This window comes from Paenibacillus sp. J22FR21 (assembly GCF_056269135.1).
The window spans coordinates 433,330-446,414 of the sequence record NZ_JBWDNJ010000001.1; the positions used below are offsets into that span (position 1 = coordinate 433,330).

Genomic DNA, 13,085 nt, shown 5'->3' on the forward strand with positions numbered 1-13,085 from the left:
TAAACTATACGCCACATATACGAGGTGATTATTGGTGCAACCCAAACAAAGTATCGTTCATTTGCCAGTGTATCAACCGGGCAAACCGATTGAAGAAGTAAAGAGAGAGCTTGGCCTCAAAGAAGTCATCAAGCTCGCATCCAACGAGAATCCATTCGGAAGCTCCGAACATGCGAAGGCTGCCATTCAGAACGAGCTGAACAACATTAGCCTTTATCCGGATGGCGGAAGCGTCGAACTAACTAAGGATTTAGCACAATATCTCGGCGTAACGCCGAAACAGATTATTTTCGGTGCCGGTTCCGATGAAGTCATTCTCATGCTTGCCCGTGCTTATTTAACGCCTGGCGACGAGACGATTATGGCGGATGAAACTTTCCCGCAGTACAAGCATAACTGCGAAATCGAAGGCGCGACGATTATCGAAGTGCCCCTGAATAATGGCACGCATGATCTGCCTGCGATGCTGGCTAAAGTTACGGATCATACTAAGATCATTTGGGTATGCAACCCTAATAATCCAACGGGTACAATCGTGCGCAAGGAAGAGCTTGAAGCATTCGTGCGTCAAGTGCCTTCGAACGTAATCGTTGTATTGGATGAGGCTTACTACGAGTACGTAACGGATGCCGGCTACCCAGATGGCATATCGCTGCTTCCCGAGTTTAAGAACGTCATCGTATTGCGTACGTTCTCCAAAATTTACGGACTTGCTTCGCTTCGCATCGGATATGGCGTCGGTCACGAGGATGTTATTCGTTCGATCAATCAGGTACGCGAGCCGTTTAATACATCTCGTTTCGGTCAAGCTGCTGCGAAAGCATCGCTTGCTGATCTCGAGTTCCTAAACAGCTGCAAGGAGCGCAATGCGGCAGGCATTACTTTTATGTGCGAGCAATTCGACCGCCTTGGACTAAGCTATTTCGAAGCGCATGGCAACTTTGTAATGGTGGATGTGAAGCTTCCTTCCCAGCAAGTATTCGACGGGTTGCTGCGCAAAGGGATCATCTCCCGTGCACGCTGGTCCTACTACCCGACTCATATTCGCATTACGGTAGGCAGCCAGGAGCAGAACGAAGCGTTCGTTCGCGCGCTGGAAGAAGTACTTTCAGAAGCGGCGGTGCTGGGTTAACCTCATGACGAAAATTGCGATATTCGGCGTCGGCCTAATCGGCGGCTCGCTCGCGCTTTGTTTTAAAGGCAAACCGGGTTTAACGGTCGTCGGTCATTCCGTTCGTGAATCATCCGCAGCCAAGTACCTCGAGAGAGGCGTTGTCGATCATGCGACGACGTCTCTGCGCGAGGCGGCAGAAGGCGCGGATTTTATTTTTCTGTGCGTGCCTGTAGGTTCGCTGGAGCAATATGTACATGATTTAAGCGGCCTCGACTTAAAGCCGGGATGCATCATAACGGATGTAGGCAGTACCAAAGCATCCGTTGCCGCAACGGCACGAAATGCTCAGTTGGGCAATGCCGTATTTATCGGCGGTCATCCGATGGCAGGCTCAGAGCGCACCGGTGTAGAAGCAGCCTCCTATTATTTATTTGAGAATGCTTTCTACGTATTGACGCCTGATGCCTCAACAGCACAGCAAGATATCGACAGGCTGACTGATTTGCTCACCTATACAAGAGCTCATATCGTACATGTGGATCCTGAAGAACATGATGAGATTGTCGGTGCGATTAGTCATCTTCCTCATATTATTGCGGTGGCACTTGTGAACCTGGTACGCGGCTATAATAACAGCAATTCGTTATATAGCGTTCTGGCTGCCGGAGGCTTCCGCGACATTACACGTATCGGCTCCAGTGACCCAGTCGTATGGCGCGATATTCTGGTGAATAATCGTGAAGTGCTGTTAAAGCTTCTGCGTGAATGGCAGGAGGGGACAAGCTCCTTCATTGAGATGCTGCAACAGGAAGATGGAGCGGGTATTGAGCAGGCTTTCCAACAATCCGGACAATTCCGCAGCAAGCTGCCGGAGCGGCGCAAAGGCATGATTCATTCCGTATATGAATGCTACATCGATGTCCCTGACCATCCGGGCATCATCGGCCATGTCGCAACTGAGCTCGGCAACAGCAATATCAATTTGAGCAATATTCAAATTATCGAGAGCAGGGAAGACGTGCCGGGGATACTAAGACTCAGCTTTCGCAAGCAAGATGATTTAGATCTCGCCGTCCAGAAACTGGATCAAATTGGATATTCTGTCCATTTTTAAAATTGTTGGCGATAAATGAAAACGCTTATTGACAGAATGAAAACGTATACATATAATAAAGGTACAGTATGGTTTCTCTCCACTCCTATCCAAATCCATCGCATAATTTTGCGGGGCCGCCTTCTAGGCGGTCTTTTTTTTGCCTAAAACCCATTTACGATGAAACATTAAACGTGGATTGTTCGTCACTTACAGAGAGGACGCAACGCAAGTCATCCAATGCTTTATACTAGACGCTCACGTTAATTTGATTATAGAGAATCGTTTCTTTGTGAAAAATTTACCCTACCATTAAGCAAGCCATGTTACAATCGGTGTAGATTATGTAAAAAAGTGGGTCAAAGCATTATGTCGAAATAAGCAGGATTTTCGGTTTATATAACGAAATTAATTTAGATGAATAATGCGAGGAAACATTTTTTGATGATCGCGCAACTTTTCACTCTCGAGTCGGTACAATATAGTACCGAACCGGGAGCACTCCTAAGGCCAAGGAGGGTCGCCCGCGATGACGGATTCCCAGCTTATACGCGAAATTAAAGATGGTAACATACAGCTATACTCCGAATTAATGCGGCGCTACCAACGTAAAATCCTTGCCTTTATCTACCACATGTTAAAGAGCGCGAAGCTCGAACTGCTGGCTGAGGATTTATGCTCGGAAACGTTCTACAAGGCGTATCGTAGTCTGCATTCATTCCGGGAAGTTGATGCTTCCTTCTCTACATGGTTGTATACCATTGCACGAAATACGGTACTTAGCGAATTGCGCAAGCAGAAAGCAGGCAGCGTATCCTTTGACGAAGTCGGATACATCCCTATCGCGCCGCCGGAAGCCGTTCCGGAGCAGCGTTTGCTGCAGAGCGAGCGGATGTCTATGGTTCGTGATGCGATCAACAGCCTGCCGGAGAAACAGCGATCAGCCCTTATTTTACGAGAGTATGACCAACTGGATTATCAGGAAATTGCCAATATCCTCGGTCAAACGGTAAGCTCTGTAAAGTCGCTCCTGTTTCGTGCACGCAGCAGTGTTAAAGTACAGCTTGAACCGTATTTCGGCGAATCGCCAATGCTGGAGGAATACGAGGGGATGAAAATGCGATGAAGTGCCTCGAAGTACAACAATCGTTTGGCGTCTATTGGGATTTATCCGAAGATGATAGCGAACGAAAGTCAGTCAACGAACATCTTCTGACCTGCGAGACTTGCAGGGAGGAATTTCGTATATGGGAAGAAAGCGAGCAACTAATCAAGTTCTTCTCCGATCATTCCGAAGAAATCGGCCCGATCGATCATCTGAATTCCGGGGTCATGGACCGTATATATACGGAACAGTCCTGGTATATGCCCGTTTCTAATCGCAGCTACCAATTCTCCAAATCATTCCGAAGGAATGTGACGGCTATTATTGCGTGCTGTATGGCGATGTTCGTTTCCGGACTTTTCTATTTGTTGAAGGGAATCGGAAATTCCTCTTCGGTTGAGGTAGCCAAACTGACAGGATTGCTCGAAACAGCTAACGCTGCGAGCGATAGTTCCGTCATCAGTGCAGACTTCTACGCAGATGTTCCTGTTGCCAGCATTAGCGATCCAATCGTGCTGAATATAGTGCCGACGGTACCGCAATACTATGTGGCGTTATCATTACTTGGCATTATCATTACATTACTGATTCTCAATTGGTTCTCTCGTACGCGGAATTAACGAATACGTCTACATAGATGATGACTTCTCATTGAAAGAGGGAATGAATGTTGCGGATCGGACTCATACGCCATGGTAAGACAGACTGGAATGGACTTGGCAAAATCCAAGGACAAACCGACATTCCGCTAAACAGTGAAGGAATCAGGCAAGCACAAGCGCTGGCTTACCGGCTGCTGCATGAGCCGATGAAATGGGATGCTGTGGTTTCAAGCAACCTGTCCCGTGCCATCGAAACGGCTCGAATCGTTGCCGACACATTAGGGATTCCGTTGTTGCCGGGCGATGCGAGACTTCGCGAACGGTTCTACGGAGAGATTGAAGGAACGACAGAACCCGAGCGTCTGGCCAAATGGGGACCGAACTGGAAACGATGCGACTGTGGACAAGAGAACGATGCATCTGTTCGAGAACGATCTCTTGCTTTCGTGGAGGAAGCTGCTGCTGCAGTACCTGCCAGAAACTTGCTGGTCGTGACACATGGCAGCTTGCTTGCTCAGTTACTGCAAGCGATGTGCTCCGATCTGACGGACAAACCGATCCACAATTTATCTTTCTCGATCATGGAGCGAGAAGGAGCAGCATGGACACCGCTGCTTCATAACTGCACACTTCATCTCGAGCAGTTTCAACAGAACTGACGACATCGATGTATCTTATAAAGACAGCCACTGACCAAGAATTACAAGGTCAGTGGCTTTTTTTATCTCCGGAGGTTATAAATTTCGCCAATGTTCCCATAATGGTAGTAAACCTGCAAGCGGGGCCGGGAACGGAGGTTTGATAGATGAATTTAGCAGACATGCTTAGCTACGCGGATATTGGTCAGCTGAGCCGGATAGCGACAACCTATCAATGTGAGTGCAATGGAAACTCGAAGAATGATTTGATTCAGTCTATTTTGTCCACGGTGAATCGCAGGGATGTTTTTGAAGCACAAATTGGAGCTATGAAGCTAGAGGATCTCCGATTTATCAATTCTCTCTTGTTTGATGCTAGAGATGCTTTCAGTTTGGAGGAGCTGATTGCACGTGTGCAGCAAAGCAAATTCAGCACTCCGGAAGCGGATGCGCAGATAGAAGCCGGAGTTGGACAGGTGGTTACCGCAGCCGAAACGGTGGTCGAGTCTAAGAGCAGCCGTACTACCAAAGCCAAAGCCAATGCAAATGCAAAGTCGAAGCCAACCGGCAAGACCAAAGCAGCCAAAGAGAAACAACAGCCTGAAGCCGGGCCAAGAGATACGATTTCGAGGTTTAAGCAATACGGTTGGTTGTTTAACGGATATGCCGGAGCGGATCGTTATTTATTCCAGGTTCCGAGTGATTTGAAGGAACGGTTTAAAGAAACGATGGAACGCAGGCTCGTCTCTCAAGTTACTTATACAGACGAAGAGCCGCATGCTTACCGGGATGAGCAAATGTTAATGGGGGACGATGTTTCACAGCTTCTGACGTATATTCACTTGAACGAAATTTCACTGACGTCCGAAGGAAACATGTATAAGCGGAATGTTCTGCAGCTGCTTGAGCTGTTTGGTGTGAAGGAGCAGCTTCCGGGTAAAGGGGAATGGCGCTTCGGCTACGGGAGAAGAATCAAGGAATACCCGAGCCGGCTGTCTCTCCTGTACGACTATTGCTTCTATAAAGGTTGGATTACAGAAACCGAAACGATGCTTGTGTTAACCCCGGCAGGCAGAGACAGACAAGTGTTGAAAACGCCGGAACCGGCGGACAAGCTGTATCAATTCTGGCTCAGACTCTACAAAGGTCCAATTCCTAATATTCGGGCAATTGTACATTGGATCGATAAGCTCGGGAGCCGCTGGGTCAAAGCCCAGACCATCATGAGTACGCTGACCCCCTATATTAAACCTTTCTATTATGATCAGCCCGAAACGATTATCGAACAGCGGCTAATTAGCATGATGATGCATCTAGGCTTGCTGAGGATCGGGGAGCATGCTGAGTTTGGACAAGTGATCCGGATGACTCCGCTTGGCAGGACAATCGTGGCGGGTCAAAGTATCGACGATGAAGCGATTGTTCTGAACCGTTAACAAGGCAAGTGTATGGGAAAACGGTAGGCATGAGCACATTCGTAGCCCTAAGAGGGCCATCGTCCTTAGCGGAGTTCATTGTGATGAATATGATTTAGTAGAGCCGGTTCGCTCAATGATGGGGTTTACACAGATGGAACCCACCTATACGCTTTCACTTATTCGCCTGCGGGAATCGTCACAACTTAAGACAAGAAAGACGATCGGCCTTGATCAACAAAAGACGATGGAGAGCGGCTTACGTAAGGAAAGGAATATAGGATCTCTTAAACGCTGTGTTGGAGGTGTATCCTATGGACAAAATGAAAGTATCGTACGAAGTGATGCTCGGGCTTGCTGCAGAAATGTTACTTGATGAAGCTGTACTCAAATTCCGTAGGGATAAGCTTTATCAAGCTATTGATCAGGCGCTTGCCTCCGGCGACAAGGATAAATTCCGTCGCCTGACTGACGAGCTGAAATCTTTATACGCATAAGCAAGCAGCTGTTCATGCTGCCTACAGCCAAGTCTGCATTCCGCTTCGGAGTTATCCGACAAGCGGCTTGCGGGCTTTTTTTTGTGGAAGTATGATAGGTGAGATGCTAGAATACCCTAAGTACGTTTGACGCATGCTTATATGATGAAGGAATGGTGAGAGGTATGAAATTCAGCGAACTAAGCGCTGAGCAGTGGGCGGAACTGCAGCCTTATCTGGACACAGCAGTGCTGCCGGTTACCGGACTAACGGGAGGCGAAATGCCGCATGAAGCAACCGCTGCACTGGAACGTCTTCGAGATGTGCTAGATTTGATCGAGAATCCGTTCAAAGGAAGGATCGTTACATACCCAGCTTGTCAATATGGCGAATGGACGCCGACATTCATTGCTCAGCTTAAAGGAATTTGTGACAATTTACGCGGAATCGGCTTCAAGCATGTCATCATTGTCACTGCATTTTATGTCGGAAGCGAAGGCGTCGAAACCGGTGCGGACCTGATTGTACAGCCTGTCGAAAGCGGACAATTACCAAGTCCGGCCGAGGTTAGTGACGCTGTTCGGAAGCTCTGGCTCGGAAGAGTGTAGTAATCTTATGCTACTATGGTATCCGATTGCATAAGGTGACAGCTCTTGGGGAAAAACAAATGCCAGACAAGGTCAATTGTGACAAAATGATAACAAATCTTAGAAGCGTTTTTGATCCGAACAGCAAATTGCCCGCCATATTCTTGACGCTCCAAATCACCTAGGCTATTATAGGTAATGTCCTAGTTCATCATATGTTTTGCCTTCTCCGGCAGAACACAAGATATGGCTCAGCAAAGGGGGTAGAACAGAAGATGAGTAACCATGAACAACACGAAAATTCGCATCGCCCGTTGAAACGGAGCGGAATGTCACGACGTCAATTTTTGTCGTATACGCTTGGAGGCGCAGGCGCATTCATGGCTGCAGGCATGTCACTTCCGATGATACGTTTTGCGGTTGACCCGATTTTGAAGAAAAAATCCGGCGGTACCTGGATTAAAGTTGTCGAAGCAAACAAGCTTACGAACGAACCTCAGGAATTTAAATTTAAAATTCATCAGGTTGACGGCTGGTACGTCAGCGATCCGGAATTAACGGCTTGGATTTCAAAAGACGATCAAGGTAAAGCATTCGCGCTTTCCCCGGTGTGTAAGCATTTGGGATGCACGATCGCGTGGAACACGGAGAAAAACAACGAGTATGTTTGTCCGTGTCATAACGCTCACTACACCAAGGACGGTAAGAACTTGATTGTAGCACCTAAGCCTCTCGATGAGTATGACCTCAAGATCGAGAATGACTGGGTATATCTTGGACCAATTAAAGCAAATACACGGGTATAAGGAGGCGTAAGCTCAGATGTTAAAAGGTGTATACAACTGGATTGACGAACGTCTTGATATTACGCCGATGTGGAGGGACGTTGCGGACCATGAAGTTCCGGAGCACGTTAACCCTGCTCATCATTTCTCCGCATTCGTGTACTGCTTTGGCGGATTGACGTTTTTCATCACAGTCATTCAAATTTTGTCGGGTATGTTCCTGACGATGTACTTCGTACCGGATATTATCAATGCTTATAAGAGCGTTGACTATCTCCAGCACAAGGTTGCTTTCGGCGGTATCGTTCGCGGTATGCATCACTGGGGTGCATCACTCGTAATCGTCATGATGTTCCTACATACGCTTCGCGTATTCTTCACTGGTTCATACAAGGCGCCGCGCGAAATGAACTGGGTTGTCGGGATGTTGATTTTCTTCATCATGCTGGGCCTTGGATTCACAGGCTACCTGCTTCCTTGGGATAACAAAGCCTACTTCGCGACGAAGGTTGGTATTCAAATCGCAGAATCTGTACCGTACATCGGTACATATATCAAAGAATTGATGCAAGGCGGCGAGATCGTAGGCGCTGAAACGCTGACGCGCTTCTTCGCTATCCACGTCTTCTTCTTGCCAGGCGCATTGCTTGCGCTTCTTGCGGCACACTTCTTTATGATCCGGAAGCAAGGTATTTCGGGACCACTATAAGCCGAAAGGAGGCATTTTGCGAATGGCACACGGCCACAAATCAAACGAAAAAGTTGTCTTCGTTGGTGACTCGCGGGTTCGTAAAAAAGCGGTAACTGGACCGATTACACCACCTGACTATTCCGCTTATCCAGGCAAATCGGAAGCATTTATTCCGAACTTCCTGCTTAAGGAGTGGATGGTTGGTGTTGTCGTACTCGTTGGATTCCTTGTTCTGACGATTTCAGAGGCTGCTCCGCTCGGTTATCCGGCGGATCCTACGAATGCAGCTTTTATTCCGATGCCGGACTGGTACTTCCTGTTCCTGTATCAATTCCTTAAATTGCAATACGTATCGAAGGACTATGTCGTTCTTGGTACTGTAGGCGTTCCGGGTATCGCATTCGGTGCTCTGATGCTGGCTCCATTCTTGGATACAGGGAAAGAGCGTCGTTTCTACAGACGTCCGATCACTTCGATCCTGATGATCATGTCGCTTATTTCCGTCTTCTATCTTACGAAGCAATCGTGGGATCACTACCAGCACGAGCTGAAGCTGACGAACACGATTCCTGAGCATATCGTACGTGAAGAGAAAGCGCGTGAAGCCGCAGAGAAAGCCGCAGAATCCGGCGGCGGCGGTGGAGAAGCAGCGGCTGTTGAAGTTCCGCTCGTGGATAAAGACGACGCAGCTGTCGAACTGACTAAGAAAGCACAATGCGTAGCTTGTCATGGTGCGGACCTGAAAGGTAACGAAAGCGCAGGAATTCCATCTTTCCATGGTATCGGTGATGAATTCAGCAAGGAAGAGCTTGTTGATATCGTAACGAACGGTAAAAACAACATGCCTGCATTCAAAGACAAGCTGACAGCTGAAGAAATCGATCAACTGACAACTTGGCTTGCGAAGCAAAAAGCAGAATAAACATAGCACAAACTAAACCTGATCGTACGCTGCGATCAGGTTTTTTTATAAACTAAATTTGGTGTCTGTAACCTTGTCTGGTAGGAGAGTGATCTGGTGTTGAAAACTGCGGGATTCTTGTGGAGTCGCTCTTTGTGGACGAGTCCGCTATTTCTCTGGCTGATGGTGTTCACGAATGCAGCAGGAACTGTATACGGTTACATCTGGTATGGCAAGCAAATGGAATACACGCTGCAATTTCATCCGGCTTGGCGAATTGTTTTTGTGCCTGACAGTCCGACAGCCAGCTTGTTCTTTACCTTATCATTGCTGTTTCTTATCTTCCCTGTACTTGCGAAACCGAACCCCTTCTACATAGGATTGCGCTCCATAATTGAAGCACTTGGCGTCGTTACCTCGATTAAATACGGGATATGGGCAGTGACGATGATTGCTGCAGGCGCGGCGCAAGGTGATCCGCTGGAATGGCAGCATTACATGCTAATCGTTTCCCATTTGGCGATGGCCGTAGAAGCGCTGATCTATATCCGATTCATGGTGTTTGGCCGTTTTGCTGCTTTTCTGGCGCTGCTGTGGCTGCTGCTGAATGATACGATGGATTACACCTACTTCATCTATCCGTGGCTTCCGGATGTACTGGAGAATGATTTGCCGGCGATTCAGTCCTTTACAATGGGGTTGTCCGTCGTCAGCGTGCTGGCGACTTGGCTCTTTATCTCATTTCGTAAGGTCTAAGTTTGGACATCCCCCCATACTTTGATAATGGGGGGGATGAGAGCATGCGTTCATCAACGTTATTCGCGCTGTTATGCAGTGCAGTGATTATCGTGCTTCTTTCCGGCTGCAATCTATCGACTTATGCTGCCGGAAATTTGGCCAAGCCTGCATCGACATCGGAGCCTGGTACCGACCAAAGGTTCAATGCGATCGCGCAGTTAAGCGCATTGTCAGACCAAATTTATACGGCTGCATATGGGTCGAATCGCCAGCTGGTGTTTACGTTGCTGCAGCGGCTTGAAACGATTTCGGCGGCGCCGAGCGTACGAGAAAGCGGAACGGCTGCAGGCTGGACTGCTTTTGACGAAAGTATGGCTCTTGCGAAGGATGCTCTCTTGCAGAAGCAAGCAAGCAGGTTATGGTATACGCAAGCGGCAAGACTTAAGCTGGCCGGCGATGCGTTAAACAGGCCGAAGGTGCCGCTGTGGCTTCAATATGAAGGTGTACTGCGAGAAGATGAACAACGGATTCGAACGGCTTGGCAGATGCAGTCTGAGGGGCGTGCGGAAGCGGCATCAGTGACGCTCGGCATTTACAAGGAGCATGTGGAACGCTTCGAGGTTGCTGCATTAATGCAGCGCGATGAAGAGAGTTTGAAACAATTGAAGGAACAGATGATGTATGCGGAGCAGGTGCTAGCAGGGGTCGAAGGTGGAACTGCGAGTCCGGAAGCGGTGCAAATTGCGCTGAGCGGGCTGGAGCATGCCGCGAATCAGGTGTTTAAGCGCGCGGACGGGGAAGCCGCAATCGCGGAAGTGATTCCGCCGGGAACGACCGTCGGCAGTCTTCGCAATGGCCGCGCCCAAATCGCGGAAATGTTTATTGCCGCATTCGTCATGGCAATTCTGGCCCTGGCCGGCTGGCGCAAATACAGGCAGCAGCCGAACAGGATTCCGTTTCCGCGCGAGCGTTTCAAATAAGCGAGCTACTCTTCTTTAAACCCTTCACCAAGCACATCATGTACTTCGGATATCACGATAAAAGCAAGCGGGTCTATACTGCGAACGATCGATTTCAACTGTCGGATTTCATGACGGGCGACGACGCAGTAGAGGACCTGTTTTTCTTTGCCCGAGTATGCGCCTTTCGCCGGGAATACAGTCACGCCGCGCTCCATTTCTTTCGTTATTTGCAGGCCTATCTCGTCACCTGATTCCGTGATGATGGAGAATGCTTTTGCCGCATACGCACCTTCTTGGATGAAATCGATCATTTTCGATGCAATGAATACGGCCACGAGCGTATACAACACTTTCTCCTTCGATATGTACAGAAGCGAGATGCCGATAATGAGAATATCAAGCGATAGAATAACTTGGCCCATGCTCCAGCCTCTCAGCTTAGAGGCAATGCGCGCAATGATGTCGACTCCGCCGGTAGTACCTCCGAAGCGGAACACGATACCAAGACCTGCACCGAGCGTTACACCTGCATATAGAGCAGCGAGGATGTAGTCATTGGAGGTTTGAAACGGCACAACCCATCCTGCCGCGATCATTTTCTCCATTAAATAGAGAAAAAAAGACAAGGACACACTGCCGAATATTGTATAGCCGGTATGTGAGCGTCCAAGTACTTTCCATCCTAAGAAATAAAGCGGAATGTTGAGCACGAGGGTTGAGATAGAAAGCGGCCAGTCGAGCGAGTAATTAAGCAGGATCGCAATCCCGGTGACGCCGCCTTCCATGAGTTGATTCGGAATAAGAAAGTAATGGAGCCCGAATGCATAGATGGCCGTACCCAGCATGACCATCGGAAGCGTGCGAAGCAGCTGTGCATAATTGGTTTTCAAAGAGTAATCCTCTCCTTTACGCAAGGTCGTAAAATTATGAAGGCTTTAACATAGTATGTCTCTTTGCAGGGATTGTCAAAAGCATTGTTTTCAAAAGCGCTTTGATATAACATATGAAAAGAACCTCATGTCCAGAGAGGATGTTTCAAGTGTCAGAGAAATCGATGGCCGAGCTGCAGCGGGAAGTCGACGCGTATATCTCGCAGTTCAAGGAAGGTTACTTTAGTCCGCTGTCCATGTTGGCCAGAATGTCGGAAGAAGTAGGCGAGCTTGCGCGTGAGGTGAATCATCAATTCGGCGAAAAACCTAAGAAAAGTGATGAAGCAGACAACTCCATCGAGAATGAGCTGGGTGACATCTTATTTATTGTCATTTGTTTTGCGAATTCATTAGGGATCGACCTTACCGAAGCACATGACCGTATCATGCACAAGTTTAATACAAGAGATGCCGATCGCTGGACACGAAAAAACGTCGAACCGTAAGTCGTGTCCTTACATATGCTGTACCATCACCTGTGTACAAGGAGGATGGGCGGATGGACGGAGAGAGCAGGATTAAGAAAGCTTACGAAGCCATCCTAAGCGGCGATTTCGAACAGGCAATCCTGTTTTTTGAAGAAGCGATTGCGCTGGAACCGAGTAATGGAGCAGCTTACTATAAATGCTCGATCACTTGTGCCCGCAGCGGAAAATGGCAGAAGGCGCTCCAATATGCAGAACAGGCGGTACAGCTGGAACCTTTGCAAGTGATTTATCAGTTTCATCTGGAAACAGTAAAGGCTAAAGCGCTTGTCCTGCAAGCTGAAGGATTGTTGTCTCGTTCACCAACGCATACCGAGGATGCGCTCGCCTTGCTTCATGAAGCATCGAGGCTGGATCCTCTCAATATCGAGGCGCTGTTAATGCTAAGCGCAGCCTATGCGACGGTCAGCCGGTTTGAAGAGGCTTCCCTCTACGCTCGCGAGGCGGTTAGGCTTGAGCCTGAGCATGCGGCTGCACGCCGGTTATTCGCCGATATGAATCGCAAGCGGCGAATGCTTAGAGCAAACAGTCAACGTACTAAACGGAAAAGGAACAGGTGAAAGC

General features: G+C 48.4%; 16 protein-coding genes. 15 read left to right on the forward strand and 1 reads right to left on the reverse strand.

Features of this window, described 5'->3' with window-relative positions:
- Positions 1 to 34 precede the first annotated feature (34 nt).
- The 13 genes from hisC to AC0YNS_RS02195 all read left to right on the forward strand — a co-directional run bounded on the left by hisC (position 35) and on the right by AC0YNS_RS02195 (position 11,125).
- The gene (gene hisC / locus AC0YNS_RS02135; RefSeq protein ID WP_475779400.1) at positions 35 to 1,132 is read left to right on the forward strand and encodes a histidinol-phosphate transaminase; all 1,098 of its coding nucleotides are present in this window, start codon (positions 35 to 37) and stop codon (positions 1,130 to 1,132) included.
- Between the two features lie 4 nt (positions 1,133 to 1,136).
- Positions 1,137 to 2,228 (forward strand): prephenate dehydrogenase, encoded by a 1,092-nt coding sequence (locus AC0YNS_RS02140; protein ID WP_475779401.1) that lies wholly within the window; start codon positions 1,137 to 1,139, stop codon positions 2,226 to 2,228.
- Positions 2,229 to 2,736: 508 nt separating this feature from the next.
- A complete protein-coding gene (locus tag AC0YNS_RS02145) occupies positions 2,737 to 3,333 on the forward strand; it encodes an RNA polymerase sigma factor (RefSeq protein WP_090976703.1) in 597 nt (198 codons plus the stop codon).
- Positions 3,330 to 3,932 carry an anti-sigma factor family protein gene (locus tag AC0YNS_RS02150; RefSeq protein WP_475779402.1) on the forward strand — a complete coding sequence of 201 codons (603 nt, stop codon included), beginning with the start codon at positions 3,330 to 3,332 and terminating at the stop codon, positions 3,930 to 3,932. Before AC0YNS_RS02145 ends, AC0YNS_RS02150 begins: the two co-directional genes overlap by 4 nt.
- Positions 3,933 to 3,982: 50 nt before the next feature.
- Positions 3,983 to 4,573: a histidine phosphatase family protein gene (locus AC0YNS_RS02155; RefSeq protein ID WP_475780085.1), complete on the forward strand. Its 591-nt coding sequence runs from the start codon at positions 3,983 to 3,985 to the stop codon at positions 4,571 to 4,573.
- Positions 4,574 to 4,719: 146 nt separating this feature from the next.
- Entirely contained in the window at positions 4,720 to 5,988 is a 1,269-nt protein-coding gene (locus tag AC0YNS_RS02160; protein WP_475779403.1) for a hypothetical protein, read from the forward strand.
- A 293-nt stretch (positions 5,989 to 6,281) separates the two neighbouring features.
- On the forward strand, positions 6,282 to 6,464 hold the full coding sequence (locus tag AC0YNS_RS02165; protein ID WP_090976696.1) for an IDEAL domain-containing protein: 183 nt from the start codon (positions 6,282 to 6,284) through the stop codon (positions 6,462 to 6,464).
- Positions 6,465 to 6,628: 164 nt separating this feature from the next.
- Entirely contained in the window at positions 6,629 to 7,051 is a 423-nt protein-coding gene (locus AC0YNS_RS02170; RefSeq protein ID WP_475779404.1) for a DUF2487 family protein, read from the forward strand.
- 254 nt (positions 7,052 to 7,305) lie between these two features.
- On the forward strand, positions 7,306 to 7,836 hold the full coding sequence (locus tag AC0YNS_RS02175) for a Rieske (2Fe-2S) protein (protein ID WP_475779405.1): 531 nt from the start codon (positions 7,306 to 7,308) through the stop codon (positions 7,834 to 7,836).
- Positions 7,837 to 7,852: 16 nt separating this feature from the next.
- On the forward strand, positions 7,853 to 8,524 hold the full coding sequence (qcrB, locus tag AC0YNS_RS02180) for a menaquinol-cytochrome c reductase cytochrome b subunit (RefSeq protein ID WP_090976689.1): 672 nt from the start codon (positions 7,853 to 7,855) through the stop codon (positions 8,522 to 8,524).
- A 22-nt stretch (positions 8,525 to 8,546) separates the two neighbouring features.
- Positions 8,547 to 9,428 carry a c-type cytochrome gene (locus AC0YNS_RS02185; RefSeq protein WP_475779406.1) on the forward strand — a complete coding sequence of 294 codons (882 nt, stop codon included), beginning with the start codon at positions 8,547 to 8,549 and terminating at the stop codon, positions 9,426 to 9,428.
- A 162-nt stretch (positions 9,429 to 9,590) separates the two neighbouring features.
- On the forward strand, positions 9,591 to 10,163 hold the full coding sequence (locus AC0YNS_RS02190; protein WP_475780086.1) for a DUF1405 domain-containing protein: 573 nt from the start codon (positions 9,591 to 9,593) through the stop codon (positions 10,161 to 10,163).
- Positions 10,164 to 10,207: 44 nt separating this feature from the next.
- Positions 10,208 to 11,125 (forward strand): sporulation protein YpjB, encoded by a 918-nt coding sequence (locus AC0YNS_RS02195; RefSeq protein ID WP_475779407.1) that lies wholly within the window; start codon positions 10,208 to 10,210, stop codon positions 11,123 to 11,125.
- Between the two features lie 5 nt (positions 11,126 to 11,130).
- On the opposite strand, the gene AC0YNS_RS02200 is transcribed toward AC0YNS_RS02195, so the two are convergent.
- Positions 11,131 to 11,958, reverse strand: a complete 828-nt coding sequence (locus AC0YNS_RS02200) for a YitT family protein (RefSeq protein ID WP_475780087.1) — start codon at positions 11,956 to 11,958, stop codon at positions 11,131 to 11,133.
- A 203-nt stretch (positions 11,959 to 12,161) separates the two neighbouring features.
- Between AC0YNS_RS02200 and AC0YNS_RS02205 the strand changes: the two genes are divergently transcribed.
- Positions 12,162 to 12,482 (forward strand): nucleotide pyrophosphohydrolase, encoded by a 321-nt coding sequence (locus tag AC0YNS_RS02205; RefSeq protein WP_371264682.1) that lies wholly within the window; start codon positions 12,162 to 12,164, stop codon positions 12,480 to 12,482.
- 53 nt (positions 12,483 to 12,535) lie between these two features.
- Positions 12,536 to 13,081 (forward strand): tetratricopeptide repeat protein, encoded by a 546-nt coding sequence (locus AC0YNS_RS02210; protein ID WP_475779408.1) that lies wholly within the window; start codon positions 12,536 to 12,538, stop codon positions 13,079 to 13,081.
- Positions 13,082 to 13,085: the final 4 nt, after the last annotated feature.

Excerpts from the sequence above, each read along its gene's own strand:
- AC0YNS_RS02150 (WP_475779402.1), top strand. The coding sequence starts at position 3,330 with ATGAAGTGCCTCGAAGTACAACAATCGTTTGGCGTCTATTGGGATTTA.
- AC0YNS_RS02160 (WP_475779403.1), top strand. The coding sequence starts at position 4,720 with ATGAATTTAGCAGACATGCTTAGCTACGCGGATATTGGTCAGCTGAGC.
- AC0YNS_RS02190 (WP_475780086.1), top strand. The coding sequence starts at position 9,591 with ATGGTGTTCACGAATGCAGCAGGAACTGTATACGGTTACATCTGGTAT.
- AC0YNS_RS02210 (WP_475779408.1), top strand. The coding sequence starts at position 12,536 with ATGGACGGAGAGAGCAGGATTAAGAAAGCTTACGAAGCCATCCTAAGC.
- AC0YNS_RS02195 (WP_475779407.1), top strand. The coding sequence starts at position 10,208 with ATGCGTTCATCAACGTTATTCGCGCTGTTATGCAGTGCAGTGATTATC.
- AC0YNS_RS02140 (WP_475779401.1), top strand. The coding sequence starts at position 1,137 with ATGACGAAAATTGCGATATTCGGCGTCGGCCTAATCGGCGGCTCGCTC.
- AC0YNS_RS02205 (WP_371264682.1), top strand. The coding sequence starts at position 12,162 with ATGGCCGAGCTGCAGCGGGAAGTCGACGCGTATATCTCGCAGTTCAAG.
- AC0YNS_RS02185 (WP_475779406.1), top strand. The coding sequence starts at position 8,547 with ATGGCACACGGCCACAAATCAAACGAAAAAGTTGTCTTCGTTGGTGAC.
- AC0YNS_RS02145 (WP_090976703.1), top strand. The coding sequence starts at position 2,737 with ATGACGGATTCCCAGCTTATACGCGAAATTAAAGATGGTAACATACAG.
- AC0YNS_RS02165 (WP_090976696.1), top strand. The coding sequence starts at position 6,282 with ATGGACAAAATGAAAGTATCGTACGAAGTGATGCTCGGGCTTGCTGCA.
- AC0YNS_RS02200 (WP_475780087.1), bottom strand. The coding sequence starts at position 11,958 with ATGGTCATGCTGGGTACGGCCATCTATGCATTCGGGCTCCATTACTTT.
- qcrB (WP_090976689.1), top strand. The coding sequence starts at position 7,853 with ATGTTAAAAGGTGTATACAACTGGATTGACGAACGTCTTGATATTACG.
- AC0YNS_RS02175 (WP_475779405.1), top strand. The coding sequence starts at position 7,306 with ATGAGTAACCATGAACAACACGAAAATTCGCATCGCCCGTTGAAACGG.
- AC0YNS_RS02170 (WP_475779404.1), top strand. The coding sequence starts at position 6,629 with ATGAAATTCAGCGAACTAAGCGCTGAGCAGTGGGCGGAACTGCAGCCT.